This window comes from Microbacterium wangchenii (assembly GCF_004564355.1).
Classification (GTDB): Bacteria; Actinomycetota; Actinomycetes; order Actinomycetales; family Microbacteriaceae; genus Microbacterium; species Microbacterium wangchenii.
In genome coordinates, this window is sequence record NZ_CP038266.1 from 1,535,055 (window position 1) to 1,558,496 (window position 23,442).

Below are 23,442 nucleotides of genomic sequence, written 5' to 3' on the forward strand. Positions count from 1 at the left end.
GCCGTCAGTCGTCGCTGGAGTGCAGGCCGCGCCCGGCCGAGAGGAGAGTCGCCTCTGGATGCTCCGCCATCACGCGTTCGGCGGTGTCGAGCACGTCGCGCACGTGCGCGGGCGTCGCGGCGACGACCGCGACTCCGATCTCCGCGCGGCGGTGCAGATCGTGCGCGCCCGTCTCGGCGGCCGCCGCCTCGGTGCGCCGGCTCAGGTGGGCCAGGATGGGGCGCAGGATGCTGCGCTTCTCCTTGAGGGAGTGCACGTCGCCGAGCAGAAGGTCGAACCGGATCCATCCGATCCACATGTCACGACGCCGGCGCGGGCTGGGCCATGTACCACTCCACGAACCGTCGCGCACGGCCGTCGGGGCCGAAGTGGACCTCCCACAGATTCGAGTACTTCTCGTGACCGGGGTAGTCGACCCATCCCGTGACGATGCCCAGCTCGTCGTTCTCGATGAGCACCCGCAGGTCGTGCACGGGCTCGGCCGGCTCGTCCTCGCCCCACATCGCCACGATCGCGTCGATTCCGATCGCCGGCTCGGGATCGTCGGGGCGGAAACAGTATTCGGCATCGTCGGTGAACAGTGCGCGGACATCATCGGGGTGCTTGCTGCGCCACGCTCGTTCATAGCCGGCGAGCCAGTCGCTCGTACGTGTCATGACTCCGGTCTACCGGCTCCGTGCCGCCGCCGCCACGTGTTGCGAAGGTGACTGCGGCCGGGCAGGTCCCCTCGGTACGCTGACGCCATGACCACCCTCGTGCTCACCCTCGTCGGCGACGACCGCGCCGGCATCGTCGCCGCCGTCGCGACCGTCGTCGACGCCGCCGGCGGCAACTGGGGGAGCAGCCAGCTCGCGGAGCTGTCGGGGGCGTTCGCGGGGATCGTGGAGGTCTCGGTGCCGGATGACCGCGCCGACGAGCTGCGCGAGGCGCTGAGCGGCATGGAGGGCCTGGTGACGGTCGCTGCCGTCGGGGCAGCATCCGCGGCCCAGGCACCCGCCCGGCATCTGGCACTGCAGGTGCTCGGCAACGACCACCCCGGAATCGTGCGCGAGATCACGGCTGCCCTCAGCGCCCACGGCCTGAGCATCGACCGGATGACGACAGAGGTGCGGGATGCCGCGATGTCGGGCGGGAGCCTGTTCGAGGCGTCGATCGAGGCGCGGGTTCCGGCCGGGCTGGATGTGAACGACGTCCGCGGCGAGCTCGAGCGCGTGGCCGCGGAGATCCAGGTCGACCTCACCGTCAGCTGAAGTCGCCCACCTGCTGGTCGATGGAGACACTCCCGTCGGCCACGACGTCACCGGTGTGCGTGGTGGTCACCGTCTCGATGAGGACGATGCGCACTTCCTCCTCCGCGACGGGATTGTGCCGCACGCCCCGTGGCACGACGTAGAACTGGCCGGGGCCGAGCTCGACGTCGTCGGCGTTCTCGAGTTGGATCCGCAGGCGCCCCGACACGACGAGGAACAGCTCATCCTCGTCCTCGTGCGCGTGCCACACGAAGTCGCCGAGGAGTTTCGCCACCTTGACGTACTGATCGTTCACCCGGCCCACGACGCGGGGCGTCCAGTGCTCCACCACGTGCTCGAGTTCGGCGGCGATGTCCGTTGCGTGGGGCTGCTTCACCCGCCCAGTGTCCGCGACCCGGCAGGTGGCGGATACGCGTCATGGTGCCAACTTCCGGCGCAATGCTGTCAGGTGGGCGAGCGACCCAGCGGCGGTGCTCAGCCCGCGGCGCGGGCGCTCGCGGCATGCCGATCCCGGCGCCGCAGCCTGGCGACCCCGGCGGCGATCGCGCGCCACCCGACGAGGAAGGCCAAGAGGGTCACGGTGGCCACGACGATGAAGGCCACCGCGGTGCCCTGCCCCGACACCGCGCGCAGCAGCATCCCGCCGGCCACGGTGATCGCCCACACCGGCACACCCGTGCGCACGGCGGCGGCCGGGCGCCGCCAGGCCACCGCGATGAGCCATCCGGCGAGGAGGGAGACGAGGAACGGCCACGCGGTCTGCGCGAGCCCGGATCCGCCCGGTCCGAACGGGTCGCCCTCGTGGGTGGCCCGGCCGATGGCGGCGAAGACGGTGACCAGGACCGCGTCGAGGGCGAAGGCGCCCAGGGCGGCGCGGCGAGTCGACATGTTCCCATTCTCCCCGCATCGCTCCCGTGGACGGTGTCGGGGAGGTCTCCTACCCTCGTCGCATGGACAGCATCCGGGCGATGACATGGAACGTGTGGTGGCGGTTCGGCGACAACTGGGAGGAGCGGGAGCCGGGGCTCGTCGAGCTGGCGCGGGCGACGGACCCCGACCTGCTCGGCATCCAGGAGTGCTGGGGAGAGGACGCACGGACGCAGGCCGACGTCTTCGCCGAAGCGCTGGGCGGACACGCCGCCTTCGTGGGGGGCGACCTCCCGCCCGCCACGCCGGAGGGTGACGGCGCCGTCATGGGGCTCGGCCTGGTCAGCCGCTGGCCGATCGTGGGAACCGAGCGCGTGGACCTGCCCTCGGACGGGCGCCGCAATCCCGCCCTGGTGGCGACGATCGAACGGCCCAACGGGCTGATGAGGGTCGTGGTCGGCGCGGTGAGCTGGGAGCCGGAGCGGGTCGAGGAGACGGCCCTGCAGGTGGCGGAACTGCAGCGGCTCGTGCGGGAGGATCGCGCCGAGCGACCCAATCCCAGCATCCTCCTCGCCGACCTCAACTACGACCAGAGCCAGCCGGCGCTCGCCGGCCTGCAGCTGGACGACGCGTGGGACGCCGCCGAGCCGGGTGCCGACCCGCGGACCCTGAGCGAGACGAACCGGTTCGCGCCGTCGGAGTGCGCGGATCAGTGGAACCGGCGCATCGACCACATCCGCTACCTGCCCGGCACGGAGGGCGCGAAAGCGACGCGGGCCTGGATCATCCGGGATGAGCCGGGCGGGTTCCCGCCCTCGGACCACTACCCCGTCGTGGCGGACATCGCCGTCGGTGAAGGGCCGGCCGCTCCTACCGGTCCGATGCCGAGCGCGTCGTGGATGCCCTGACGGGCAGACTCACTCCAGAAGGTGCACGCGCGTGGCGATGAGCCCGCCCACCAGGGCACCGAGCCCGCCGGCGGCCATGTCGCCGATCGTGTCGGCGTACTCGACGAAGATCTCGTCGGTGATGAAGGTGTACCCGGCCCACTCCACCATCTCCCACAGGGCGCTGATGGCCAGGCCGATGATCGTCGCCAGGACGATGGGGGTGCGGGCCGGAGGGCGCGTCCCGACGACGTCCGGGATGATCCGCAGGCGCCCGGCGAAGACGTAGAGCATCACCGCCAGCACGCCGGTGCATTCGAAATGCACCAGCAGGTCCCACCCCGGCACGGTGCGGTACAGGTCGATGACGTTGCTCCACGCCGCCACGAGCACCGACACGCTGAAGAGGATGTCGAACCCCGCCCGCACCCCGAGGAAGCGGGGGAGCACGAGGGCGGGGAGCGTGAAGGCGAGGATACCGGCGTCGGTGGGGCTCCACACGAAGCCGGCGACGAACAGGCTGAGCAGCCCCACGACCCGCAGCGCGTCGGCGAGCCACTCGGCGGTGCCGGATGGCGGACGCAGGAACCGCTCGATCACGCTCCGGCACCCCGCATCCGCACGACCGCCTGCACCGGCAGGTGATCGGAGGGGCGCCCGCCGCGCACGGGACGCGCATCGATGCCCGCGCTCACGACGTCGAACCCCCGGGCGTGGATCGCGTCGATGCGGGTCCCGCCCGAGCGGGGCCGGCGGCCGCTCGCGTACGTGCCCCATTCCCGCGTGAGCTGCGTGGCCGCCAGCTCCCACGTGTCCGACAACCCGGCCGCGGCCAGTCGGCGCCGCGCTGTCGAGTCGGGCCCGGCGTTGAAGTCGCCTGTGATGAGGGCCGCACCGTCCCCGGCGCTCTCGGTCAGCAGCGCCGCCGAGCGTGCCCGGGCGAGGGGCGAGAGCACGTCCAGGTGCGTGTTGAGCACCACGAACAGCGCCCCCGTGGAGCGGTCGGAGAACCGCACGCGGGTGAGGATGCGAGGGAACAGCGATCCCCACGATCTCGAACCGGCGACCTCGGGACGCGTGGAGAGGGCGCGCTGGTCCCAGTCCACCAGCTCCAGGCGCGTGTCGTCCCAGAACACGGGGCATCCCTCGCCACCGCCGTCGGCGTCACGTCCCCGGCCGACGAAGCGGTATGAGGGACCCAGCGCGTCGCGCACCACATCCGCCTGGTGCGGCAGCACCTCCTGTGCGCCGAGGATCGTCGGCTGCTCGCGGCGCAGCAGCGCGTACATGCGGTCGCGCCGGCGCAGCCACCCGGCGGATCCCTTGCGCGCACGCAGCACGTTCAACGTCATGAGGGAAAGCTCCGGAGCCCGCGCGGGTCCGATCAGCGCGTCGGTGTCAGGCACGGCGTCCCGCCTCCGCCCACTGCAGCGCGCGGCGCATCAGGAGATGCACCCAGCGCACCGGCGGAAAGTCCTGCGGCCAGTGCACCACGACGGTGCGCACGCCGCGGATCGTGCGCACGGCGAAGGCGCGCGGATCGCCGAAGGGGCGCATCGACACCCCCATCGCGGCATGGCGCGCGTAGCCGATGGGGTAGCGCAGGCCGACGTGGAAGGCGAGGTCGAAGTCGTCGTGGACGCCCGGGGACAGATGCACCTTCCCTCGGACGCGCCGCCACACGTCGCGGCGGAAGGCGAGGTTCGACCCGTAGAGGGGGAGGTGCCCGAGCGCGGTGTACGACACCGCGGTGTAGGCGCCCAGGTACACCGCCGCCAGCGGCGCCCGCAGCCGGCGCGGTCCGTCCACGAACCGCGCACCGCCGGTGAACGCCCCCACGTGCGGGCGGCGCTCGAACGCCGCCGTCATCGTCTGCACCCACGTGATCGCCGGCAGGCTGTCGGCGTCCAGGCGCAGCACGATGTCGCCCGTCGCCGCGTCGTAGCCGCACGCGCTCGCCGCCGGGATCCCCGGGCGCTCGCACGGGATCACGCGGGCACCCGCCTCCCGCGCGACAGCCGCCGAGTCATCCGACGAGCCGTTGTCGACCACGATCACCTCGTCGGGCGCGCGTGTCTGCAGCGCCAGAGCGCGTAGGCAGCGGCGCAGCGGTGCGGCGTCGTCTTTGACCGGGATGACGACAGACACGCGTGTCACATCGCCTCCAGGCCCGCGTCCGGATCCTCGACTCTCGGGATCATCCTTCACGCTATGGGGATCCCGCAGCCGCACCGGCACGGTTGACACCCCACCCGGGAGCGGGTACCCGGGGCCGGTCAGGTGCCGTCGCGGATGCTGCGGACGAAACCGCCCACGTTCTCGCGCAGCGCCTCGATCCGCCGCTGGCGCGCAGCCTCGACGTCGAACCCGAGGTAGGCCACAGGGGGGAGCTTCCGTACGTTGCGCGAGCACTCGAAGTGCTCGCACACGAGCGTGCCGACGGTGTCGCCCCGCCGGCCGGCGTCGCCCGAGCGCCGGGCGCTGAAGAACACGACGTCGTTGGGCAGCTGCACGTCGGCGCACCACGCGCACTGCGCCCGCGAGCGCGGACGCGCCTCCGCCTGGCGCAGGAGGACGCCGGCGAGCTCGCCGTCCAGTTCGACGAGAACGTAGCCCAGCAGCGGGAGCCTGGGGTCGCGCCAGCCGAGGTAGTCCAGCTTGTCCCACTCGAGGGTGTCGAAGCCGGCCGGCAGGGAGAGGTTCTTGCGTTCGCTGCGCGACGCATTGAGGAAGGAGGCCCGGATGTGGGCGTCGGAAACGGGGAGCATGACGAGAACTTTCGTGACAGCGCTCGCCGGTGAGGCGAGGCGGAACGGTGCGCGGTCGCGCGGTGAAGGCCCGAAGGCGAGAGGGAGCGGCGATGCCGGGCTACCTCGTGCCGGCGCGGGAAGCGCCGGGTACCTCCATCCGCCCTGCGGGCTCTGTCGTCGGTGTCACCGTCCCAGGCTACGCCCGTACGCGGCGCCGGGGGCGTTGTCCAGGGTCTTGTCGCAGACGATGCGCCGAGGAGGCTGGAAGCAACGGACGAAAGGACTCCCATGAGCGACATCACGCACGGCCGGCACGACGACGACGCCCGAGCCGACGACGCGCCTCCCACCGACGCCGTCACCGACGAAGTGCGCGAAGACGCCGCATCCGCCGAGGAGCACGCCGACGTCGCCGAGGAGGAGGACGAGGCGTGAACGCCGAGGAGAAGACCCGCCTGGCCGCAGGGGAGAGCGATCAGCTTCCTCCGCCGCCCCCCGCGGCACCGGCCGCCTCGCCCGTGCCCTCGCGCCGCGACAGCGACGAGGCCGACGAGAACGACTGACCCGCCCGGTCAGGTGTCGCGCTCGATGATGGCGTGCGCGGGGCGCTCGTCGTCCTCGCCCCCCGGCGGGTAGTCGGCGCGCTCAGGTCGTGCCCGCAGATAGAGGATGCTGGCGACGAGCCCGCCCCACAGGATGACGATGGCCAGAGCGAGGAACACGATCGCGAGGGCGGTCATGAGCTCTGCTCCTCTCGACGGGCGGACGCCGCGGAATACGGCGGCCACGGGGTGAACTCATCCGGCGACCGCCGCCAGGCCAGCAGGGACAGGACGATCGTGGCGACGACGATGAATGCGATCGAGCCCCATCCGAAGGCGAGCAGATACCAGCCGGGGAGGCCGCCGTACCCCTCGATGATCAGCGTCACGATCCGCTGGATGAGCATGTAGCCCAGCACGACCGGGGCCACCACGCCCACCAGGGCCACCCAGACGCGGCCGACCTGGAAGGTCGAGACGGCGTTGAGGTGGGAGCGCAGTTCGCCCGCCCGGCGCAGCACCCACACGATGAGCACCGATCCGAGCACCGCCGAAGCGACGATGCCGATGTTGTTGGCCCACTGGTCGGTGACATCCAGCGCCAGCAGTCCCGTCGTGGTGGAGAACAGCAGCACCGACAGCACCGCCGAGACGGTGCCCACCCCCAGCGCGGCGGCCCGCCGCGACAGGGCGAACTTCTCCTGCACAGCCGCGGACACCACCTGCAGCACCGAGACGAGCGAGGTGAAGCCGGCCATCGCGAGCGAGCCGAAGAAGAGGCAGCCGAACAGCGCACCGCCCGGCATCTCGGAGACGATCGCCGGGAAGGTGATGAAGGACAGCCCCACCCCGGTCAATCCCTCCAGCTCGTCGATGGCCAGGTTCTGCTGCACGGCGAAGAACCCCAGCGTGGCGAACACGCCGATGCCGGCGAGGATCTCGAACGACGAGTTCGCGAACGCCACGACCAGGCCGGGGGCGGTCAGGTTCGAGCGCCGGCGCCGGTAGGAGGCGTAGGTGATCATGATGCCGAACGCGATGGAGAGGGAGAAGAAGATCTGGCTGTATGCGGCGATCCACACGTTCGGATCGCCCAGCGCCGCCCAGTTCGGCGTGAACAGCGCGTTCAGGCCCACCGCGGCGCCGTCGAGGAACAGCGCGCGGACCACCAGCACGAGGAAGGCGACCACCAGCAGCGGGAGGAAGATGACGTTGACCCGCTGCAGGCCCTTCGCCACGCCCGCCGCGAGCACCGCGATCGTCACGATCCACACGAGCGCCAGGGGGATCAGCACGCCGGGGACGAACTCGAGGCTCAGGCCGGGGTCACCGGTCTGCAGGTAGTCGCCGGAGAAGAAACCGGCCGGGTCGTCGCCCCAGCGCAGGTCGAAGGAGAACACGAAGTAGCTCGCCGCCCACGCGATCACGACGGTGTAGTAGAGCCCGATCACGAAGGCGATCGCCACCTGGAACCAGCCCAGCGACTCCAGCCAGCGCCCGCGCGGCCCGCCCAGCCGTCGCAGCGACGTCGGCGCCGACCCGCGGAAGCGGTGACCGATCGCATAGTCCAGGAACAGGATCGGGATGCCGGCGGTCAGCAGCGCGACCAGATACGGGATGAGGAAGGCGCCACCGCCGTTCTCGTACGCGACACCGGGGAACCGCCAGATGTTGCCGAGCCCGACGGCCGAGCCGATGGCCGACAGGATGAAGCCGACCTGACCGGTCCACTGCTCGCGGGGGGCCGTCGTGGTGCTCATGCGATCCTTCGGTGAGATGGACGGTGGGCGGTCAGGACGATAGCACCGACGGGGAAGGGGCGCACCCGGTCGCCCGGATCCGGGACCGGGGGGATCGACGGTTCGCATACGCCGACGCAACACGACGCGGGGTGGGATGGCGGCATGCGCGTCTTCGTCCGGAGTCTGTTCGCCGCCATCGCCCTCGCCGTCGTCGCCGGGCTGACGCTCGCTCCCCGCATGATCGTCGGCCCTGCGCGCCGCGCGTTCCTGGACTGGGCGGATGCCACGACGCTGCCCCTGTTCGGCGGTGTGGCGTACGCCGAGGCCGAGCGACTGCTCAACACGGCGATGTTCGTCCCGCTGGGCGTCGCCCTTGCGCTGCTGCTGCCGCTGCGCGGATGGCCGCTCGCCGTGGCCGCCGGGTTCGTCGTGTCGGTGGCCGTGGAATACCTCCAGGCGGGCATCCCGGGGCGGGTGCCCGATCCCCCCGACGTGCTGTGGAACACCGTCGGCGGTGCCGTGGGCGTCGGAGCGGTGACGCTCGTGCGGGCGCTCGCCGTCGCCGCGCGGGCTCAGCGAGGCAGCGTCACACGCACGTGAAGCCCGCCCTCGCGGCGTGCGATGACCTCCAGCGTTCCGCGATGGGCGTGCACGATCGCGGCGACGAGGGCCAGGCCCAGACCCGATCCCTGCGGGCCGTCGGAGCCCCGCGCGCGGCCGGCTCCGCGCACGAACGGCTCCGTCAGGGTGGCGGCCACGGCCGGATCGATCACGGCGCCGGTGTTGACGACCTCCAACGACGCCCCGCCCGGCGCATCCATCGTGGTGACGCGCACACGGCCCCCTGTGCCGTTGTGGATGACGGCGTTGTGGACGAGGTTGCCCGCCAGGCGGGCGAGAAGCGTCGCGTTGCCCGTCACGGCTGCGGGGGAGAGGGCGGTGTCGATGCGCACGTCGGCGGCGGTCGCATCCGCTGCCACGTCGGTGACGGCCTCGGCGGCGATCGCGGCCAGATCCACCCGCTCGCGCTCGAGTGCGTCGCCACGACCCACGCGCGCGAGCGACAGCAGGGCCTCGGTGGTGGCGATTGCGCGGTCGTTCGTCTCCCCGATGCGCGCGAGCAGCAGATCGACGTCGCGACCGGCGGGATCGGCCTGCGCGACCTCCACGAGGGTGCGGACGATCGTGTGCGGCGTGCGCAGCTCGTGCGAGGCGTTCGCGGCGAACCGGCGCTCTTCGTCGATCGTGTGCTGCACGCGCTCCAGGAGCGCGTCGAAGGCGTCGGCGAGATCGGTCAGCTCGTCGCGGCGCCCGGGCAGCCGGATGCGGGATCCGAGAGATCCGTCGCGTGCGCGGCGCGCCACCTCCGTGATGCGTCCGAGCGGTCGCAGGACGAACCCGGCGAGAACCCATCCGCCCGCGAGGCCGAAGGCCAGGAGGGCGATGAGAGCCCACCACGCGTACCGGACGAAGACCTCCATGAGGTCGGACCGGTTGGGGACGAACAGGCCGCTGAGGTCCTGGATGTTCGCGTCGGGCACGAACCGCAGCAGCAGGAACCCCACCGCGAACAGCGCGACGCCGGCGACCAGGAGGAATCCCGCGTAGCTCAGGGTGAGCTTCACGCGCACCGAGAGCCCGGGCGGACGGGATCGGCCGGGGTCCGTCATGCGGCCGGGTCGACGTCGATGCGGTAGCCGACGCCGGGGACCGTCCCGATGACCCACGGCTCGCCCAGACGCTTGCGCAGGGCGGAGATGGTGATGCGCACGGCGTTGGTGAACGGGTCGGCGTTCTCGTCCCACGCGCGTTCGAGAAGCTCCTCCGCGCTGACCACGCCCCCTCCCGCAGCCATGAGCACCTCGAGTACGGCGAACTGCTTGCGGGTGAGGGCGACGTACCGTCCGTCGCGGTAGACCTCGCGGCGGAAGGGGTCCAGGCGGATCCCCGCCCGCTCCATCACCGGCGGAGCGCCGATGGCGGGGCGGCGGTGCAGCGCCCGCAGGCGCAGCACCAGTTCCCGCAGGGCGAACGGTTTGGTGAGGTAGTCGTCGGCGCCGCTCTCGAAGCCGGTGACCTTGTCATCCAGCCGGTCGGCGGCGGTGAGCATGAGCACGCGCGGTCCGGCCGGCACGTGCGACAGCGAGCGGGCGATCTCATCGCCGTTGGGCCCGGGGATATCGCGGTCGAGCACCACCACGTCGTAGGAGTTGATCGCGAGCTGCTCGAGTGCGGTGTCGCCGTCGCCGGCGATGTCGGCGGCTATCGCCTCCAGGCGCAGACCGTCACGGATCGCCTCGGCGAGATAGGGCTCGTCCTCGACGATCAGTACGCGCACGCCCCCATGCTAGGCGGGGGTGCATATCGCCGGTGTAGGGGAAGTCGGATACGCCCCGGCAACGCCCCGCGGCCTGGGATGGGTCGCATGCAGATCTCCACCACCCTCGTGACCGCTCCCTCCCGCGTGCGCCAGGCCACGTTCGTCGCGCTCGCCGTGTGCCTCGCGGCGATCGTCGCGGCGTGCGTGATCGTCGTGGCCGGCCTCACCACCTCGTTCGCGACGGCACCTTTCAGTCCCCGCGTGGAGGACGGCCACATCCCCGAGGGCGCGGCCGTCTCGTTGGACGACGATCACCTCCCCGCCATCGGCGAGCTCGATCCGGCGCTGCTCGGCGCGATGCGGGAAGCGGCGACCGCTGCCGCCGGTGCGGGGCTGGATGTCCCGGTCACGAGCGGATGGCGCAGCGCCGCGTACCAGGACTGGCTGCTCGGCGTCGCCGTGGAGACCTACGGCAGCGAGGACGTCGCGCGGCAGTTCGTCGCGACGCCCGAAGAATCCAGTCACGTCACGGGGGAGGCGGTGGACATCGGCTCCGTCGACGCGCAGTCGTGGCTCAGCCAGCACGGCGCGGAGTACGGCCTGTGCCAGGTGTACGCCAACGAGCCGTGGCACTACGAGCGTCTCATCGAGCCGGGGGAGGTGTGCCCGGACATGGTGCCGGATGCCTCCTCGCAACGGGGGTCGTGAGTCCGACCGGGGACGTCGTGCGGCGGTTAGTCTGTCGTCGTGCGCCGGGGCGGGGGGAGTGGGGCCGGTGCCGTGCGCGGGCCGCAGCGGCCGCTCGTGCGGCACGAGTTCGCGCTCGGCCCCGTGGCTGCCGCCATGCTCGCCCTCGCGGTCGTCCTCGCGGTGGTCGCGCCGCTGTACGGCTATCACCGTGACGAGCTGTACTTCCGGATGCTGCCGCTGCAACCCGGCTACGTCGATCAGCCGCCGCTGACCCCCGTGATCGCCCACGCGGTGATCGCGCTGTTCGGCGACGGCGTCGTGGCGCTCAGGATCGTTCCGCTGCTGTGCGCCGTACTCTCGCTGCCGGTGCTCGCGCTCATCACGCGCGAAGTGGGCGGTACCCGGTTCGCGCAAGCTCTGACGGTGTGGGGGATGGCCGGTGCCACCCTCACGCTGATGTTCGGGCACGTCCTGCTCACGGCGAGCCTGGATCTGCTCGTGTGGCCGGCGGCGCTGCTGTGCGCGGTGCGTGCCGTCCTGCGCGACGACGGGCGCTGGTGGCTCGCCGCCGGTGCGATCATCGGCGCGAGCACGTTCAACAAGCTCCTCGTCGTCGTCCTCATGGTGGGGATCGCCGGGGGACTGGCCATGTGCGGTCCGCGCCGGTGGTTCGCCTCGGCGTGGCTGTGGGCCGGAGTCGCCGCCGCGGCGGCCCTCGCTCTGCCGAGCGCGGTCTACCAGGTGACGCACGGGTGGCCACAGCTGGCCATGGGGGCCGCACTCGCCGAGGACAACGCCACCGAGGTGCGGGTGCTCATGTGGCCGATGCTGATCCTGCTGGTCGGTCCGGTGCTGGCGGTCTTCTGGGTCGCCGCGTTGCACGGGGTTCTGCGCCGAGCGCAGTGGCGTCCGCTGCGGTTCCTCGTCGTGACCTTCGCCGTGATCGTCGCGTTCGTCTTCGTCGGCGGAACGCAGTTCTACTACACAGCGGGCGTGCTCGCCGTGCTCGTTGCGGTGGGCGCGGTTCCGGTCGCGGACTGGGTGCGTACCCGAGGTCGCACCCGGTGGGCGTGGACCCTCGTGGCCGTCAACGCCGCGACGTGCGCGGTGGTCGCGCTCCCGGTCCTCCCGCTCCCGGCCCTCGCCGCATCGGGCATCGGCGACATCAACTCCGCCGTGGGCGACCAGGTCGGCTGGGAGCGCTACGCGGCGCAGATCGACGCCGCCGTCGTGGCCTCCAGCGCGGAGGCGATCATCACCTCCAATTACGGTGAGGCGGGAGCGGTGGACCGGTTCGGCGCGACAGGGGTCCCGATCTTCAGCGGGCACAATGCACTGTGGGACCTCGGCGGACCGGCGGAGGCCACCGACACCGTCGTCATCGCCGGGGGACAGGGCCGGTTCGTGACGCATCTGTTCGACGCGTGCGAGGTCGTCGACGAACTCGACAACGGCGTCGGCGTCGGCAACGAGGAGCAGGGAAGGCCCATCACGGTGTGCCGGGGCTCGGTGCAGGGGTGGACGGCGATGTGGGAGGCTTTCCGCCACCTCGACTGACCGTGCGGCGGCGGCCTACGCGGAATGATGGAGCGATGGCGGAGGACATCGGGGCGCGGCTGCGCGAGATCGCCCGAACGAGCGCGGAGCCCTCGAGTGCGCTCCGCGACCGGCACCTCATCGAGGTCGTCCCCGAACTGGCTGCGCTCGCAGGGACGCCGCAGGACCCGGTGTGGCATCCCGAGGGGGACGTGCTCGTGCATTCGCTGTGGGCCGCCGACCTGGCCGCCACGCACGCCGTACAGCACGACATCCACGCCGACCGACGCGAGCTGCTGGTCCTCGCCTCGCTCCTGCACGACGTGGGCAAACCCGACACGACGCGCCGCCGCAACGGCCGGCTGACGTCGTGGGGTCACGCCGAGCGCGGCGCGGTGCTCGTGCGGTCGATGGGCGATCGGATGCGGTGGCCGAAGCCCCTCGTGCGCGCGATCGCCGAGATCGTGGCCACCCACATGGCGCACGTCGCGGTGCAGGGCACGCCGAGCGCGAAGGCCGTGCGACGCGTGCGCGATCGGCTGGAGGCAGCCGGCACCTCGCTGGCGGACTGGGCGGTGGTCGTCCGATGCGATGGCGAGGCGCGCGGCCGGGCCGCACGGCCGGATGCATCGGTGCCGTGGACCAGGGGGGACGCGCGCCTCAGCCGCCGCTGATCACCACCCGCTGCGCGTGGGGGTGTGACCCTCCCGCGCGTCGTCGGGCATCTGCATCTCCGCGCGCACACCCAGCAGCCGCAGCGGCCGGTCGGGTTCGATCTTCGCCACGAGCGCGAGGATCGCCGCGACCACGGCATCGCGCTCGAAGGTGACCGGCACCTTCCGCGTGAAGGTCTTGGTCGTGAAGGGCGCGTACCGAACCTTCAGTCCGACACCGATCACGGGCCGCCCCTCGGCGGCGACGTCGTCGAGCACCTGCGCCGCGAGAGTGCGCGCGGCGCGCTCGATCTCGGCCGGGTCGGCGACGTTCTGCTGGAAGGTCGTCTCCCGGCCGTGCCCGCGCGCCACCCACGGCGTGTCGTCGACGACGCTCGCGCCCTCGCCCCGGCCGAGCTGCCGGTACCACGGGCCCATGCGGGGTCCGAACTCGGCGACCAGCGGCGCCTCGTCCGCATGGGCGAGCTGCGTCACCGTGGCGATGCCCAGATTCTCCAACCGCCGGGAGATCTTCGACCCCACGCCCCACAGGTCGCGCGTGGGGCGGTCGCCCAGAACGTCGAGCCAGTTCTCCGCCGTCAGCCGGAACACTCCGCGCGGCTTGCCGAACCCGGTCGCGACTTTCGCGCGCACGAGGGTGTCGCCGATGCCGACGCTGCAGTGCAGGCGCGTGCGCTCCAGCACCGCCGCCTGCAGCTCGCGCGCATAGCCCTCCGGGTCGGCGGTGCGAACCCCCACGAACGCCTCATCCCACCCGAGCACCTGCACGACGGCGTCGGGCCGCCCGCGCAACGTCGCCATCACCTCCTCGGATGCGGCGGTGTAGGCGGGAGCATCCACCGGCAGGATGACGGCGTCGGGCACCTTGCGCGCGGCCAGGCGCAGCGGCATCCCCGACCCCACCCCGAATTCGCGCGCCTCGTACGACGCGGTGGAGACGACGGCGCGTTCGGTGGGGTCCCCGCGGCCGCCGACGATGACGGGGAGCCCCGCCAGCTCGGGCCGGCGCAGCACCTCCACCGCGGCGATGAACTGGTCCAGGTCGACGTGCAGCACCCACGGCCGCTCGGCTCCGTCGCTCATGCGCTCCAGTGTGGCGCAGACTTCCTCACGCGTGCGCGGCCTTGGTCAGCGCCGAGGCGATCCGCTCGATCGCGGTGCGCAGCAGCGGCCGGGGGAGGGCGAACACGAAGCGCATGTGCCCGATGCCCGCGACGCCGCACGCCGCCCCGTCGGTCATCGCGACTCCGGCGTGCGTGCGGAACCACTCGGCCGGGTCACCCGGCACACCGTAAGCGCGGAAGTCGATGAGGGCGATGTAGGTGGCCTCCGGCATCGACATGCGCGCGTCGGGGAGGTGCTCGGCGACGAGTTCGGCCAGCAGACGCCGATTGCCGTCGAGGTAGTCCACGATCTGCTCCAGCCACGGCCCGCCGTGCGTGTACGCTGCCGCGTGAGCCACTGCGCCGAGCGTGGACGTGCCGTGGCCGGCCCAGAATCCGAACTCTTCCCACGCCGCGGCATCCGCCTCGTTGGAGAGGATCACCTGCGCGCACTTCAGTCCGGCGAGGTTCCACGCCTTCGACGCGGATGCGGCGGTGATCGTGTGGGAGGCGGCCTCCTCCGAGATGGATGCGTACGGCACGTGGCGCGCCGGACGGTAGACGAGGGGAGCGTGGATCTCGTCGGAGAAGACGCGCCCCTTCTTGCCGGCCACGACGTGCGAGACGGCTTCCAGCTCGGCGCGGGTGAAGACGGTGCCGAGCGGATTGTGCGGGTTGCACACGACGAGGAGCTCCGCCCCGTCGTCGAAGGCCCGTGCGATGCCGTCGAGGTCCATCGTGCTGCGGCCGTCGACGGGGATGCTCGGCACCTCGATCACGCGGCGCCCGTGCAGTTGCGGCACCGTGAGGAAGGGCATGTAGGCCGGGGTGGGGACGATGACGGCCGAGCCCGGCGTCGTGAACCGCTCGATCGTGAGCTCGAAGGCCGCGATGACGTCGGGGACATGGTGCACGCGGCCGGCCGGGACCTCCCACCCGTAGGCCGTGCGGTACCAGTCCGACATCGCGGCGGCGAGGCTCTCGTCCAGGTGCGCGGGGAGGTACCCGGTGAGGCCGCGATCCAGTGCCGACACCATCGCGTCGCGCACCGGCGGGGCGACACCGAAGTCCATCTCCGCCACGAACGCTCCGATGACGTCGGGGAACATCGTCCACTTGACGCTGCCGCCCCGTCGCAGGTCGTCTTCGGTCAGCGCATCGAAATCCGGCGTCACGCCGTCGCCGCCTGCTCGCGACGGGGGAGCACCCAGTCCGCGCGCGGGAAATGGCACGTGTACCCGTGCGGGTAGGTGATCAGGTAGTCCTGGTGCTCGGGCTCGGCCTCCCAGAACGGGCCCGCCGGCTCGATCGTGGTGACGGCCTTGCCCGGCCACAGGCCCGACGCATCCACATCGGCGATCGTGTCGCGCGCGACGCGCTCCTGCTCGGGGGTGAGCGGGAAGATCGCGGAGCGGTAGCTCGTGCCGATGTCGTTGCCCTGACGGTTCAGGGTCGACGGGTCGTGGATCTGGAAGAAGAACGCCAGGATGTCGCGGTAGGTCGTCTTCGTGGGGTCGAACACGATCTCCACGGCTTCGGCGTGGCCGGGGTGGTTGCGGTAGGTCGCATGGTCGTTGTGCCCTCCCGTGTAGCCGACGCGCGTGTCGAGCACGCCGGGCTGACGGCGGATGAGGTCCTCCACCCCCCAGAAACAGCCGCCGGCGAGCACGGCGGTCTCGGTGCCGGGGGTGCGGGTGACGGCTCCGGTGTCGGTGGGTCCGCTGGTCATGAGGCGTTCTCCTTCGTGTCGGTGAAAAGTGTGCGGTAGGCGCCGTACCCCTGCTCGTCGAGCTCGTCGAGGGGGACGAAGCGCAGGGCGGCGGAGTTCATGCAGTAGCGCATTCCACCCGCCTCCCGGGGTCCGTCGTCGAAGACGTGCCCGAGGTGGCTGTCGGCGATCGCCGAGCGCACCTCGGTGCGCGTCATCCACAGCGTACGGTCGGTCTTGGACACGACGGCCGACGTGTCGAGAGGGCGGGTGAAGCTCGGCCAGCCGGTCCCGCTGTCGAACTTGTCGGTCGAGGAGAACAGCGGCTCGCCCGAGACGACGTCGACGTAGATGCCCGGCTCGTGGTTGTCCCAGTAGCGGTTGCGGAAGGGCGGCTCCGTGCCCTCTTCCTGCGTCACGCGGAACTGGGTGGGGGTGAGGCGGTTGAGCGCCTCGGGAGTCTTGCGGTACTCGTTGCTCACGATTCCTCCTGGGTGACGGCGCTGGCTGCGGCGTCTACCGGGGAGAACGATGCACCCCGCTGTTTTGGTCCCGCGAAGCTGGGAGCGCGCCGTGACTTCCCGCGCTCGCCGCATCCATCGCGCGGGCGACGGCGACGAGGACGTGGTCGATCGTGGGGACGCCGTCCGCGCGCATCGTTTCGGCGCCGCCGGCCCCGCGGACGATAACGGTCGGGGTGGACCGGATGCCCCGGGCTTCGGCGAGGTGGGGCTCGAACGCGACGTCGTGCTCGATGACGGTGATCTCCGGCAGCAGCTGGCGCACGCGGTCCAGGACCGCACGCGTGCGCCGGCACGCGCCGCAGAACGACGTCGAGTACAGCTCGAGCGCCACCGATCCCGATCCGTCCGTCTTCTCCATCGTGAGGAGCAACGCCACGGGGACGGGGAGCATTCCACCGCCGGAGCCGCCGATGAGGTGGCAGTCGCCTGCGTGTCGGCCGGTCGTCGTACGCTGAACGGATGAGCGCCGATCACGCCGCCCTGAGCGCGCGGTCCCAACTGGTCTCGCTCGCGCGGTCGGTGACCGAGGCGCAGCCGGTCGAGCACGGGTTCGCGGCGAGGCCTGCCGCCGTGCTGATCCTCTTCGGCGTGCTGGACGCACGCGCCAGCGACCACGACGCGCAGTCGCGCGCGGTCTCCCGCGACCTCGACGTGCTGCTGCTCTCGCGCGCCACGACGCTGCGCTCGCACCCGGGGCAGGTGGCGTTCCCCGGCGGCCGGATCGACGAGGGCGACGACGGACCGATCGCGGCCGCGCTCCGCGAGGCCGAGGAGGAGACGGGCCTGGATCCTGCCGGAGTGGAGGTGCTGGGGGCGCTGGAACCCATCCCGCTGGAGTACTCGCGGCACGTCGTGACCCCGGTGCTCGGATGGTGGCGGCATCCCTCTCCCGTGCACGTCGTGGACGACGCGGAATCGGCGGACGTGTTCCGCGCGCCTGTGGCGGATCTGCTGGATCCCGCCCACCGCGGCGTGACGGTCAGCCGGGCGGAGGGACGCGAGTGGCGTGCGCCGGCGTTCCTCCTGCCGAACGAGACGGGCGAGCGGCACCTGGTGTGGGGCTTCACCGGGATGCTGCTGGATGGTCTGTTCGACCGGCTCGGCTGGACCGAGCCGTGGGACCGGTCGCGCGAAGTGCCGCTGCCGTTGCCGGTCGACGCGCGCTGATCTCGCTCCCGACCGGTTGCGCGCGGCGCGGGCCGTCACGGAAACTCGGAGGCATGGCGATCGATCTGACCGAACTCCTCCGGCTCGAGCATGCGGGATGGACCGCCCTGTGCGATGGCACGGGAGGGGAGTTCTACGGCACCGTCATGACCGAAGACGCCGTCATGGTGCTCGCCGACGGCTCGGTGCTCGACCGCGGCGCCGTCGTGGCGTCGCTGGATGATGCGCCGGCGTGGTCGGCGTACGAGATCACCGACGAGCGGCTCATCGGCCTCGGCCCCGACTCCGCCGCGTTCGTGTACCGCGGCCGGGCGTTCCGGGCATCCGGCGGCCCGCCCTTCGACGCGGTCATGACGAGCGTCTACGTGCGGGAGGACGGCGGATGGCGCCTCGCGCTGTACCAGCAGACCCCGGTTCCGGCCGAGGAGAGCGTCGAGCTGTGAGCCGGAGCGCTCATCCGGGTGAGGGCACCGGCCGGTAGCGTACGTCGACGGTGACACGCCCGGCGTCGCCGTTCACGAGCGTGAGCGGGACGGGCTGCCCGCCGGGGTTGTCGTACAGGCGGATGCCGTCACCCAGCAGCACGGGGGCGATGTGGATGTCGATCTCATCCAGCAGTCCCCGTTCGAGCAGCTGACGCCCGAGAGAGGGGGAGAGCACCTCGACGTTCTTGCCGCCGGCTGCCGCGCGCGCGATCGCGACGGCCTCTGCCACGTCGCACGAGAGGAACGTGACGCCCGCCGACGGCGCGGCATCCTCGGGGTGGTGCGTCAGCACGAACGTCGCCCCCTGCCACTGCCCGCCGTAGGTCGCCGACGCGTCGGGGTACGCCTCCCATCCGTCGCGCCCGCCCAGGACCGCGCCGGTGGTGGAGGTGTACTCGTCGATGAGGCCGGGGCGATCGTGGATTCCATACATCCACTCCATCGTGTGCCCGGGGCCCGCGACGAATCCGTCGAGTGACATCGTGAAGTGCCACAGCACCTTGCCGGTCGCCGACTGCGGCGGCATCTCATCCATCGTCGCGTTCCCTTCGCTCAGAGCCCCCGCAGGTGCCTGATGTTGCTCTTGGCGGTGTCGACGACCTGACGCAGGCCTCCGGTCTGCTCGGCGCCGAGGACGAGCTTGGCCATGGACAGCCCGAACCGGGTGACCTGCTGGGCGGTGACTGTCCCCGGCACCGAGAGGGCGTTCGGATCGGTGACGATGTCGACCAGCGCCGGGCCGGGATGGGCGAGAGCGGTGGTGATCGCGGCATCCAGGTCGGCGGGATCGGTCACGCGCTGCGCGAGGAACCCGAGGCTCCCCGCGAGCGCGGCGAAGTCGACCATCGGCACGTCCACGCCGAAATCGGGGTAGCCGTTGACGAGCATCTCCAGCTTCACCAGTCCCAGGGTGGAGTTGTTGAACACGAAGACGTTGATCGGCAGGCGGTATGCGGCGGCGGTGATGAGCTCGCCCAGCAGCATCGACAGGCCGCCGTCGCCGGCGATCGCGATCACCTGCCGGTCGGGATGCGCGAACTGCGCGCCGATGGCCTGCGGCAGTGCGTTGGCCATCGATCCGTGCACGTACGAGCCGAGGAGCCGCCGATCGCGCGTGGGGGTGACGTAGCGGGCCTGCCAGACGTTGCCCATGCCGGTGTCGGCGGTGAAGACGGCATCGGATGCGGCGGCCCGGTCGATCGCGGTCATCGCGCGCTCGGGATGGATCGGCGCGTCGTCGGAGTCGGTGTACACCGCCACGGCGTCCTCGAGGGCCCTGCGGTGCCGGGCGAGCGCGTGGTCGAGGAACGTCCGGTCGGTGCGGGCGGGAAGGAACTCCTGCAGCGCCGCGAGGGTGCGGCCCACGTCGCCGTGCACCGGGTGGCGGACGGCTGCCCGGCGGCCCAGGCGTGTCGCATCCGCATCGATCTGCGCGATGGTGACGTGCTCTCCGTCGGGGAAGAACTGGGCGTAGGGGAAGTCGGTGCCGATCAGGAGCAGCAGGTCGGCCTCCTTCATCGCCCAGTCCGTCGCGCCGTAGCCGAGGAGCCCCGACATGCCGACGTCGAACGGGTTGTCGTACTGGATCCACGGCTTCCCGCGCAGGGTGTGCCCCATCGGCGCCTGCAGGTGGCCGGCGAACGCGAGGACCTGCTCGCGGGCGTCGCGCGCTCCGTCGCCGACGAACAGCGTGATCTTCTCGGCCTCGGCGATCGCGGCGGCCAGCTTCTCGACGTCGACGGGGTGCGGGGCGATCCGTCCGCGGCGGGCGGGGGCGAAGGGCGGGGCGGCGCCGGCCGCCTTGTCGGCGGCCAGGTCGCCGGGCAGCACGACCACGGCGACCCCGGATCCGCCGGTGGCGTGGCGGATCGCGGAGTTCACCACGCGCGGCGACTGCTCGGGGGTCGAGACCAGTTCGCAGTAGTTGGAGCACTCGGTGAACAGGCGCTCGGGGTGCGTCTCCTGGAAGTAGCCCGAGCCGATCTCCACGGTCGGGATGTGGCTCGCGATCGCCAGGACCGGCGCACCGGAGCGATGCGCGTCGTAGAGCCCGTTGATGAGGTGGAGGTTCCCCGGCCCGCAGCTGCCCGCGCACACGGCGAGGTTCCCCGTGAGCTGGGCTTCGGAGGCCGCGGCGAAGGCGGCAGCCTCCTCGTTGCGCACGTGGATCCAGTCGATGCCGCCCTCGGCGGAGCCGCCGGTGCGGCGCACGGCGTCGACGATCGGGTTGAGCGAGTCGCCGACGATGCCGTAGATGCGCGTGACCCCCGCATCCTGGAGCTGCTGAATCAGTTGTTCGGCGACGTTGTCTGCCACAGTGGCCCTTCCCTGCATGCGCGGCGCGCCCGCTGCACTCAGTCTTCGTGCCGGGCACCCTCCCGTCCAGGGCTTGCCGGCGGCCGCGTCCGGCATCCGCATCGTGCCCGAATTCAGGAGGATCGCCGGAATCAGGACGGATGGGGCCGGATCGGGCCTGATTCGGGCACATCTCCTGATCCGGGGAACGCGGCCGCGCGGCCGGTGCCGGGCTTCTCTCCGCCGCACGGATCATGCCGGATGTCAACGGCTCGCGGGCGCCGGCGCGCGCGGGATTGCATGGACGGGTCCGATCCTCGAAAGGAAGGCTCCCATGACCGCCGATACCTCTGAACTGACCAAGCTGAACGAGCTGCTGAAGGGTTTCCGTTTCGCGATGGTGACCACCCGCACCGCCGAGGGCAAGCTCGTGGCCCATCCGCTGACCGTGCAGGAGACCGAATTCGACGGCGACCTGTGGTTCGTCATCAGCCGCAAGGCCTCCGCGGTCGAGCACGTGCGCCTCGACCCCACGGTGGGCGTCTCGTTCAGCAGCAACGACTCGTGGCTGTCGCTGTCGGGCACCGCGCACGTCGTGGAGGATGACGCGAAACTGCGCGAGCAGTGGAACGCGGGACTGGAGGCGTGGTTCCCGGAAGGGCCGGAGGACCCCGACATCGTGCTGCTGAAGGTGGACGCCGACAGCGCGGAGTACTGGGACAGCCCCGGCGGCCGCGTCGCGAGCCTCGTCGCCTTCGTCAAGCACAAGGTGACCGGCGACCGCATGGAGGGCGAGAACGAGAAGATCGACCTGTGAGGCCGGGCGCGCATCTGCCGGGGGCTCGAGAGGGGGCGGTATGGCGCGCACGATCGTGATCACCGGCGCCAGCGACGGGATCGGCGCGGCATCGGCCCGGCAGCTGAGCGAGGCGGGTGAGCACGTCGTCGTGGTGGGTCGCGATCCGGAGAAGACCCGGACGGTGGCGGAGGCTCTCGACGCACCCTGGCACGTCGCCGACTACAGCGATCTGTCGCAGGTGCGGGAACTGGCCGCCGTGCTGACGGAGTCCTATCCCCGCATCGACGTGCTCGCCAACAACGCCGGCGGGATCTTCGGAGACCGCACGGTGACCCGCGACGGGTTCGAGCTGACCTTCCAGGTGAACCACCTGGGCGGGTTCCTGCTCACGAACCTGCTGAGGGATCGGCTGCGGGAGAGCGGTGCGACCGTCATCCAGACCTCCAGCGTGGCGGCCCTCCGGTTCGCGCGCTTCGACATCGACGATCTGCAGGGGGAGCGCCGGTTCTCCCCGGGCGCGGCGTACGGCAATGCGAAGCTCGCGAACATCCTGTTCACGAAGGAACTGCACCGTCGCTACGGGGATGCCGGGATCCACCCGGTGGCGTTCCACCCGGGCGCCATTGCGAGCGGCTTCGCTGCCGCATCCGTCGGACCGTGGCGTTTCCTCTACACGAATCCGGTGATGAAGCGCGTGCTGACCTCGACGGAGATCGGCGGGTCGCGGCTGACGTGGCTCGCGATGGGCAAGCCCGGCGTGGACTGGCGGCCGGGGGAGTATTACGCGAACAACCGCGTGGCGCGCACCAGCCGGCCGGCCGACGATCCGGCGCTCGCGAAGATGCTGTGGGATCGCAGCGCCGCCATGATCGGGATAACGGAAGGGTAACGACTGCCGCCGCGTCGGTCGCGGAATCGTCCCACGTCGTGCCGGGAAATGAGCCGTGCACACGGGCCGTGTGGGGGCACCGGCCGGTGCCGCGGCGACGGGATGAGGCGAGAGGTTAGGGTAGCCTCACCTTCATGACCTCTCGACTCCGTTCCGCCGCGCCGCTCGCCGGTCTCGCCGCCCTCGCCCTCGCCGTCACCGCCTGCTCCACCCCGAGCGCGGATGCCGCTCCCGCGGATGCGGCGGAGACCGTCGTGGTCGACAACGCGCAGCCGACCCTCGTGCTCGTGGAGGAGGACGGGGAATCGTCCTACCGTGAAGACCCCTCGACCGAGCGGGCCGCCGTGGAGGTGCCGCGCGAGCCCGAGGCCGTCATCACGTTCGACATCGCCACGCTCGACACCCTGGACGCCATCGGCGCCGGCGACGCCGTCGTCGCGATCCCCGACGTCGTGCTGCCGGACTACCTCTCCGACTACGCCGACCTCCCGAAGGTCGGGACGCTGTTCGAGCCCGATTTCGAGGCCGTCGCCGAACTGGACCCCGACCTCATCGTGACGGCGGCCCGCAGCACCGGGCAGTACGACGAGCTGTCCGAGATCGCGACGACGATCGACCTCACCGGTACCCCCGGCGGCACCTTCGACCCCGCCGCGGGCCTCGTGCGCGCCGCGCAGCTGGGCGAGATCTTCGGCCGCGAGGACGAGGTCGCCGAGCTGGCCGGGCAGATCGAGGAGCGCATCGATGCGCTCGCGGCCGACGCGTCGGGCAGTGCCCTCGTCCTGGCCGTCTCCGGCGGCGAGTACAGCGCGTTCGGCGAGGGCTCCCGCTTCGGGTGGTTCTTCGACGAGCTCGGATTCACCCCCGCCGTCCCCGCCGCCGAGCTGCCGGGCGCGGAGGGATCGCCGCACGGCGACTCCGTGACCAACGAGTTCCTCCTCACCGCCGACCCGGAGTGGATCTTCGCCTTCGACCGCGGCGCGGCCACCGGCGACGGGGGCAGCGCGGAGGAGACCCTCGCCAACGAGCTGGTCGAGCGGACCGCGGCGGCGCAGAACGACCGGATCGTGCTGCTGCCCGCCGGCGAGCTGTACATCGTGATCAACGGTCTCACCGCGATCTCCGCCGTCCTGGACACCGTCGAGGAAGCGGTCGCGTCGTGACCCCCGCGCGCCGGGGCGGGAAGGACGCGGTCCGCTGATCCGCCGATCGAC

The 23,442-nt window shown here is 71.6% G+C and carries 32 protein-coding genes; 13 read left to right on the top strand and 19 right to left on the bottom strand.

Features of this window, described 5'->3' with window-relative positions:
* Positions 1-4 precede the first annotated feature (4 nt).
* Entirely contained in the window at positions 5-298 is a 294-nt protein-coding gene (locus E4K62_RS07270; protein WP_135065511.1) for a DUF503 domain-containing protein, read from the bottom strand.
* Between the two features lies 1 nt (position 299).
* Entirely contained in the window at positions 300-656 is a 357-nt protein-coding gene (locus tag E4K62_RS07275) for a Cif family virulence factor (RefSeq protein WP_135065514.1), read from the bottom strand.
* 87 nt (positions 657-743) lie between these two features.
* On the opposite strand from E4K62_RS07275, the gene E4K62_RS07280 reads away from it, so the two are divergent.
* Positions 744-1,250 (top strand): glycine cleavage system transcriptional repressor, encoded by a 507-nt coding sequence (locus E4K62_RS07280; protein ID WP_135065517.1) that lies wholly within the window; start codon positions 744-746, stop codon positions 1,248-1,250.
* Here the strand turns inward: E4K62_RS07280 and E4K62_RS07285 are convergent.
* Complete coding sequence (locus E4K62_RS07285) at positions 1,243-1,626, bottom strand: cupin domain-containing protein (RefSeq protein WP_240742854.1); 384 nt, start codon at positions 1,624-1,626, stop codon at positions 1,243-1,245. The two genes, E4K62_RS07280 and E4K62_RS07285, sit on opposite strands and share 8 nt — an antisense overlap.
* Positions 1,627-1,724: 98 nt before the next feature.
* Positions 1,725-2,138: a DUF3054 domain-containing protein gene (locus tag E4K62_RS07290; RefSeq protein WP_135065520.1), complete on the bottom strand. Its 414-nt coding sequence runs from the start codon at positions 2,136-2,138 to the stop codon at positions 1,725-1,727.
* A gap of 62 nt (positions 2,139-2,200) precedes the next feature.
* Here E4K62_RS07290 and E4K62_RS07295 point away from each other — a divergent pair, with 62 nt between their 5' ends.
* Positions 2,201-3,025, top strand: a complete 825-nt coding sequence (locus tag E4K62_RS07295) for an endonuclease/exonuclease/phosphatase family protein (protein WP_135065523.1) — start codon at positions 2,201-2,203, stop codon at positions 3,023-3,025.
* A 9-nt stretch (positions 3,026-3,034) separates the two neighbouring features.
* Here the strand turns inward: E4K62_RS07295 and E4K62_RS07300 are convergent, their stop codons facing one another.
* The 4 genes from E4K62_RS07300 to E4K62_RS07315 form a co-directional block, all read right to left on the bottom strand.
* Positions 3,035-3,604: a DUF2238 domain-containing protein gene (locus tag E4K62_RS07300; protein WP_135065527.1), complete on the bottom strand. Its 570-nt coding sequence runs from the start codon at positions 3,602-3,604 to the stop codon at positions 3,035-3,037.
* Positions 3,601-4,410, bottom strand: coding sequence for an endonuclease/exonuclease/phosphatase family protein (locus E4K62_RS07305; protein ID WP_135065530.1), 810 nt, complete (start codon positions 4,408-4,410; stop codon positions 3,601-3,603). Before E4K62_RS07305 ends, E4K62_RS07300 begins: the two co-directional genes overlap by 4 nt.
* Entirely contained in the window at positions 4,403-5,152 is a 750-nt protein-coding gene (locus tag E4K62_RS07310) for a glycosyltransferase family 2 protein (RefSeq protein WP_240742855.1), read from the bottom strand. Before E4K62_RS07310 ends, E4K62_RS07305 begins: the two co-directional genes overlap by 8 nt.
* Positions 5,153-5,280: 128 nt before the next feature.
* Positions 5,281-5,772, bottom strand: a complete 492-nt coding sequence (locus E4K62_RS07315; RefSeq protein ID WP_135065536.1) for an FBP domain-containing protein — start codon at positions 5,770-5,772, stop codon at positions 5,281-5,283.
* A gap of 270 nt (positions 5,773-6,042) precedes the next feature.
* Between E4K62_RS07315 and E4K62_RS18665 the strand changes: the two genes are divergently transcribed.
* Both E4K62_RS18665 and E4K62_RS18985 read left to right on the top strand, forming a co-directional pair.
* On the top strand, positions 6,043-6,189 hold the full coding sequence (locus tag E4K62_RS18665; RefSeq protein WP_167747753.1) for a hypothetical protein: 147 nt from the start codon (positions 6,043-6,045) through the stop codon (positions 6,187-6,189).
* Positions 6,186-6,317 carry a hypothetical protein gene (locus E4K62_RS18985; protein ID WP_261799164.1) on the top strand — a complete coding sequence of 44 codons (132 nt, stop codon included), beginning with the start codon at positions 6,186-6,188 and terminating at the stop codon, positions 6,315-6,317. Before E4K62_RS18665 ends, E4K62_RS18985 begins: the two co-directional genes overlap by 4 nt.
* A gap of 9 nt (positions 6,318-6,326) precedes the next feature.
* Here the strand turns inward: E4K62_RS18985 and E4K62_RS07320 are convergent, their stop codons facing one another.
* Together E4K62_RS07320 and E4K62_RS07325 are read right to left on the bottom strand one after the other, a co-directional pair.
* A complete protein-coding gene (locus E4K62_RS07320) occupies positions 6,327-6,494 on the bottom strand; it encodes a methionine/alanine import family NSS transporter small subunit (RefSeq protein ID WP_135065539.1) in 168 nt (55 codons plus the stop codon).
* Positions 6,491-8,056: a sodium-dependent transporter gene (locus tag E4K62_RS07325; protein ID WP_135065542.1), complete on the bottom strand. Its 1,566-nt coding sequence runs from the start codon at positions 8,054-8,056 to the stop codon at positions 6,491-6,493. Before E4K62_RS07325 ends, E4K62_RS07320 begins: the two co-directional genes overlap by 4 nt.
* 144 nt (positions 8,057-8,200) lie before the next feature.
* On the opposite strand from E4K62_RS07325, the gene E4K62_RS07330 reads away from it, so the two are divergent.
* Positions 8,201-8,638, top strand: coding sequence for a VanZ family protein (locus tag E4K62_RS07330; RefSeq protein ID WP_135065545.1), 438 nt, complete (start codon positions 8,201-8,203; stop codon positions 8,636-8,638).
* On the opposite strand, the gene E4K62_RS07335 is transcribed toward E4K62_RS07330, so the two are convergent.
* Both E4K62_RS07335 and E4K62_RS07340 read right to left on the bottom strand, forming a co-directional pair.
* Entirely contained in the window at positions 8,611-9,708 is a 1,098-nt protein-coding gene (locus E4K62_RS07335; RefSeq protein WP_135065548.1) for a sensor histidine kinase, read from the bottom strand. The two genes, E4K62_RS07330 and E4K62_RS07335, sit on opposite strands and share 28 nt — an antisense overlap.
* Positions 9,705-10,376 carry a response regulator transcription factor gene (locus E4K62_RS07340; protein WP_135065551.1) on the bottom strand — a complete coding sequence of 224 codons (672 nt, stop codon included), beginning with the start codon at positions 10,374-10,376 and terminating at the stop codon, positions 9,705-9,707. The genes E4K62_RS07335 and E4K62_RS07340 overlap by 4 nt, the downstream gene beginning before the upstream one ends.
* A gap of 87 nt (positions 10,377-10,463) precedes the next feature.
* On the opposite strand from E4K62_RS07340, the gene E4K62_RS07345 reads away from it, so the two are divergent.
* From E4K62_RS07345 to E4K62_RS07355, 3 genes are read left to right on the top strand one after another with little or no spacing between them, the layout of a single operon-like run.
* Positions 10,464-11,066, top strand: a complete 603-nt coding sequence (locus E4K62_RS07345) for a M15 family metallopeptidase (RefSeq protein WP_135065554.1) — start codon at positions 10,464-10,466, stop codon at positions 11,064-11,066.
* Between the two features lie 39 nt (positions 11,067-11,105).
* Positions 11,106-12,605, top strand: coding sequence for an ArnT family glycosyltransferase (locus tag E4K62_RS07350; RefSeq protein ID WP_135065557.1), 1,500 nt, complete (start codon positions 11,106-11,108; stop codon positions 12,603-12,605).
* Positions 12,606-12,640: 35 nt separating this feature from the next.
* Complete coding sequence (locus E4K62_RS07355) at positions 12,641-13,258, top strand: HD domain-containing protein (RefSeq protein ID WP_135065560.1); 618 nt, start codon at positions 12,641-12,643, stop codon at positions 13,256-13,258.
* On the opposite strand, the gene E4K62_RS07360 is transcribed toward E4K62_RS07355, so the two are convergent.
* From E4K62_RS07360 to E4K62_RS07380, 5 genes are read right to left on the bottom strand one after another with little or no spacing between them, the layout of a single operon-like run.
* The gene (locus tag E4K62_RS07360; protein ID WP_187270367.1) at positions 13,259-14,341 is read right to left on the bottom strand and encodes a DNA polymerase IV; all 1,083 of its coding nucleotides are present in this window, start codon (positions 14,339-14,341) and stop codon (positions 13,259-13,261) included.
* Between the two features lie 25 nt (positions 14,342-14,366).
* Positions 14,367-15,536, bottom strand: a complete 1,170-nt coding sequence (locus tag E4K62_RS07365; RefSeq protein ID WP_240742856.1) for a MalY/PatB family protein — start codon at positions 15,534-15,536, stop codon at positions 14,367-14,369.
* The gene (gene msrA, locus E4K62_RS07370) at positions 15,533-16,090 is read right to left on the bottom strand and encodes a peptide-methionine (S)-S-oxide reductase MsrA (protein WP_135065563.1); all 558 of its coding nucleotides are present in this window, start codon (positions 16,088-16,090) and stop codon (positions 15,533-15,535) included. Before msrA ends, E4K62_RS07365 begins: the two co-directional genes overlap by 4 nt.
* Positions 16,087-16,551 carry a peptide-methionine (R)-S-oxide reductase MsrB gene (gene msrB, locus E4K62_RS07375; protein WP_135065566.1) on the bottom strand — a complete coding sequence of 155 codons (465 nt, stop codon included), beginning with the start codon at positions 16,549-16,551 and terminating at the stop codon, positions 16,087-16,089. Before msrB ends, msrA begins: the two co-directional genes overlap by 4 nt.
* Positions 16,552-16,585: 34 nt before the next feature.
* Positions 16,586-16,969 carry a glutaredoxin family protein gene (locus E4K62_RS07380; RefSeq protein WP_240742857.1) on the bottom strand — a complete coding sequence of 128 codons (384 nt, stop codon included), beginning with the start codon at positions 16,967-16,969 and terminating at the stop codon, positions 16,586-16,588.
* Between the two features lie 83 nt (positions 16,970-17,052).
* Between E4K62_RS07380 and E4K62_RS07385 the strand changes: the two genes are divergently transcribed.
* Positions 17,053-17,760, top strand: a complete 708-nt coding sequence (locus E4K62_RS07385) for an NUDIX hydrolase (protein ID WP_135065569.1) — start codon at positions 17,053-17,055, stop codon at positions 17,758-17,760.
* Between the two features lie 53 nt (positions 17,761-17,813).
* A complete protein-coding gene (locus tag E4K62_RS07390) occupies positions 17,814-18,203 on the top strand; it encodes a nuclear transport factor 2 family protein (RefSeq protein ID WP_135065572.1) in 390 nt (129 codons plus the stop codon).
* A 10-nt stretch (positions 18,204-18,213) separates the two neighbouring features.
* On the opposite strand, the gene E4K62_RS07395 is transcribed toward E4K62_RS07390, so the two are convergent.
* On the bottom strand, positions 18,214-18,780 hold the full coding sequence (locus E4K62_RS07395; RefSeq protein WP_135065575.1) for a dihydrofolate reductase family protein: 567 nt from the start codon (positions 18,778-18,780) through the stop codon (positions 18,214-18,216).
* Between the two features lie 17 nt (positions 18,781-18,797).
* On the bottom strand, positions 18,798-20,561 hold the full coding sequence (locus E4K62_RS07400) for a thiamine pyrophosphate-dependent enzyme (RefSeq protein WP_205805895.1): 1,764 nt from the start codon (positions 20,559-20,561) through the stop codon (positions 18,798-18,800).
* A 313-nt stretch (positions 20,562-20,874) separates the two neighbouring features.
* On the opposite strand from E4K62_RS07400, the gene E4K62_RS07405 reads away from it, so the two are divergent.
* The 3 genes from E4K62_RS07405 to E4K62_RS07415 all read left to right on the top strand — a co-directional run bounded on the left by E4K62_RS07405 (position 20,875) and on the right by E4K62_RS07415 (position 23,391).
* A complete protein-coding gene (locus tag E4K62_RS07405; RefSeq protein WP_135065581.1) occupies positions 20,875-21,357 on the top strand; it encodes a pyridoxamine 5'-phosphate oxidase family protein in 483 nt (160 codons plus the stop codon).
* A 40-nt stretch (positions 21,358-21,397) separates the two neighbouring features.
* Entirely contained in the window at positions 21,398-22,228 is an 831-nt protein-coding gene (locus E4K62_RS07410; protein ID WP_135065584.1) for an SDR family NAD(P)-dependent oxidoreductase, read from the top strand.
* 134 nt (positions 22,229-22,362) lie between these two features.
* Complete coding sequence (locus E4K62_RS07415) at positions 22,363-23,391, top strand: siderophore ABC transporter substrate-binding protein (RefSeq protein ID WP_135065587.1); 1,029 nt, start codon at positions 22,363-22,365, stop codon at positions 23,389-23,391.
* Positions 23,392-23,442: the final 51 nt, after the last annotated feature.

Excerpts from the sequence above, each read along its gene's own strand:
- E4K62_RS07270 (WP_135065511.1), bottom strand. The coding sequence starts at position 298 with ATGTGGATCGGATGGATCCGGTTCGACCTTCTGCTCGGCGACGTGCAC.
- E4K62_RS07275 (WP_135065514.1), bottom strand. The coding sequence starts at position 656 with ATGACACGTACGAGCGACTGGCTCGCCGGCTATGAACGAGCGTGGCGC.
- E4K62_RS07280 (WP_135065517.1), top strand. The coding sequence starts at position 744 with ATGACCACCCTCGTGCTCACCCTCGTCGGCGACGACCGCGCCGGCATC.
- E4K62_RS07290 (WP_135065520.1), bottom strand. The coding sequence starts at position 2,138 with ATGTCGACTCGCCGCGCCGCCCTGGGCGCCTTCGCCCTCGACGCGGTC.
- E4K62_RS07295 (WP_135065523.1), top strand. The coding sequence starts at position 2,201 with ATGGACAGCATCCGGGCGATGACATGGAACGTGTGGTGGCGGTTCGGC.
- E4K62_RS07315 (WP_135065536.1), bottom strand. The coding sequence starts at position 5,772 with ATGCTCCCCGTTTCCGACGCCCACATCCGGGCCTCCTTCCTCAATGCG.
- E4K62_RS18665 (WP_167747753.1), top strand. The coding sequence starts at position 6,043 with ATGAGCGACATCACGCACGGCCGGCACGACGACGACGCCCGAGCCGAC.
- E4K62_RS07320 (WP_135065539.1), bottom strand. The coding sequence starts at position 6,494 with ATGACCGCCCTCGCGATCGTGTTCCTCGCTCTGGCCATCGTCATCCTG.
- E4K62_RS07325 (WP_135065542.1), bottom strand. The coding sequence starts at position 8,056 with ATGAGCACCACGACGGCCCCCCGCGAGCAGTGGACCGGTCAGGTCGGC.
- E4K62_RS07330 (WP_135065545.1), top strand. The coding sequence starts at position 8,201 with ATGCGCGTCTTCGTCCGGAGTCTGTTCGCCGCCATCGCCCTCGCCGTC.
- E4K62_RS07335 (WP_135065548.1), bottom strand. The coding sequence starts at position 9,708 with ATGACGGACCCCGGCCGATCCCGTCCGCCCGGGCTCTCGGTGCGCGTG.
- E4K62_RS07345 (WP_135065554.1), top strand. The coding sequence starts at position 10,464 with ATGCAGATCTCCACCACCCTCGTGACCGCTCCCTCCCGCGTGCGCCAG.
- E4K62_RS07355 (WP_135065560.1), top strand. The coding sequence starts at position 12,641 with ATGGCGGAGGACATCGGGGCGCGGCTGCGCGAGATCGCCCGAACGAGC.
- E4K62_RS07360 (WP_187270367.1), bottom strand. The coding sequence starts at position 14,341 with ATGAGCGACGGAGCCGAGCGGCCGTGGGTGCTGCACGTCGACCTGGAC.
- msrA (WP_135065563.1), bottom strand. The coding sequence starts at position 16,090 with ATGACCAGCGGACCCACCGACACCGGAGCCGTCACCCGCACCCCCGGC.
- E4K62_RS07385 (WP_135065569.1), top strand. The coding sequence starts at position 17,053 with ATGAGCGCCGATCACGCCGCCCTGAGCGCGCGGTCCCAACTGGTCTCG.
- E4K62_RS07390 (WP_135065572.1), top strand. The coding sequence starts at position 17,814 with ATGGCGATCGATCTGACCGAACTCCTCCGGCTCGAGCATGCGGGATGG.
- E4K62_RS07395 (WP_135065575.1), bottom strand. The coding sequence starts at position 18,780 with ATGGATGAGATGCCGCCGCAGTCGGCGACCGGCAAGGTGCTGTGGCAC.
- E4K62_RS07405 (WP_135065581.1), top strand. The coding sequence starts at position 20,875 with ATGACCGCCGATACCTCTGAACTGACCAAGCTGAACGAGCTGCTGAAG.
- E4K62_RS07410 (WP_135065584.1), top strand. The coding sequence starts at position 21,398 with ATGGCGCGCACGATCGTGATCACCGGCGCCAGCGACGGGATCGGCGCG.
- E4K62_RS07415 (WP_135065587.1), top strand. The coding sequence starts at position 22,363 with ATGACCTCTCGACTCCGTTCCGCCGCGCCGCTCGCCGGTCTCGCCGCC.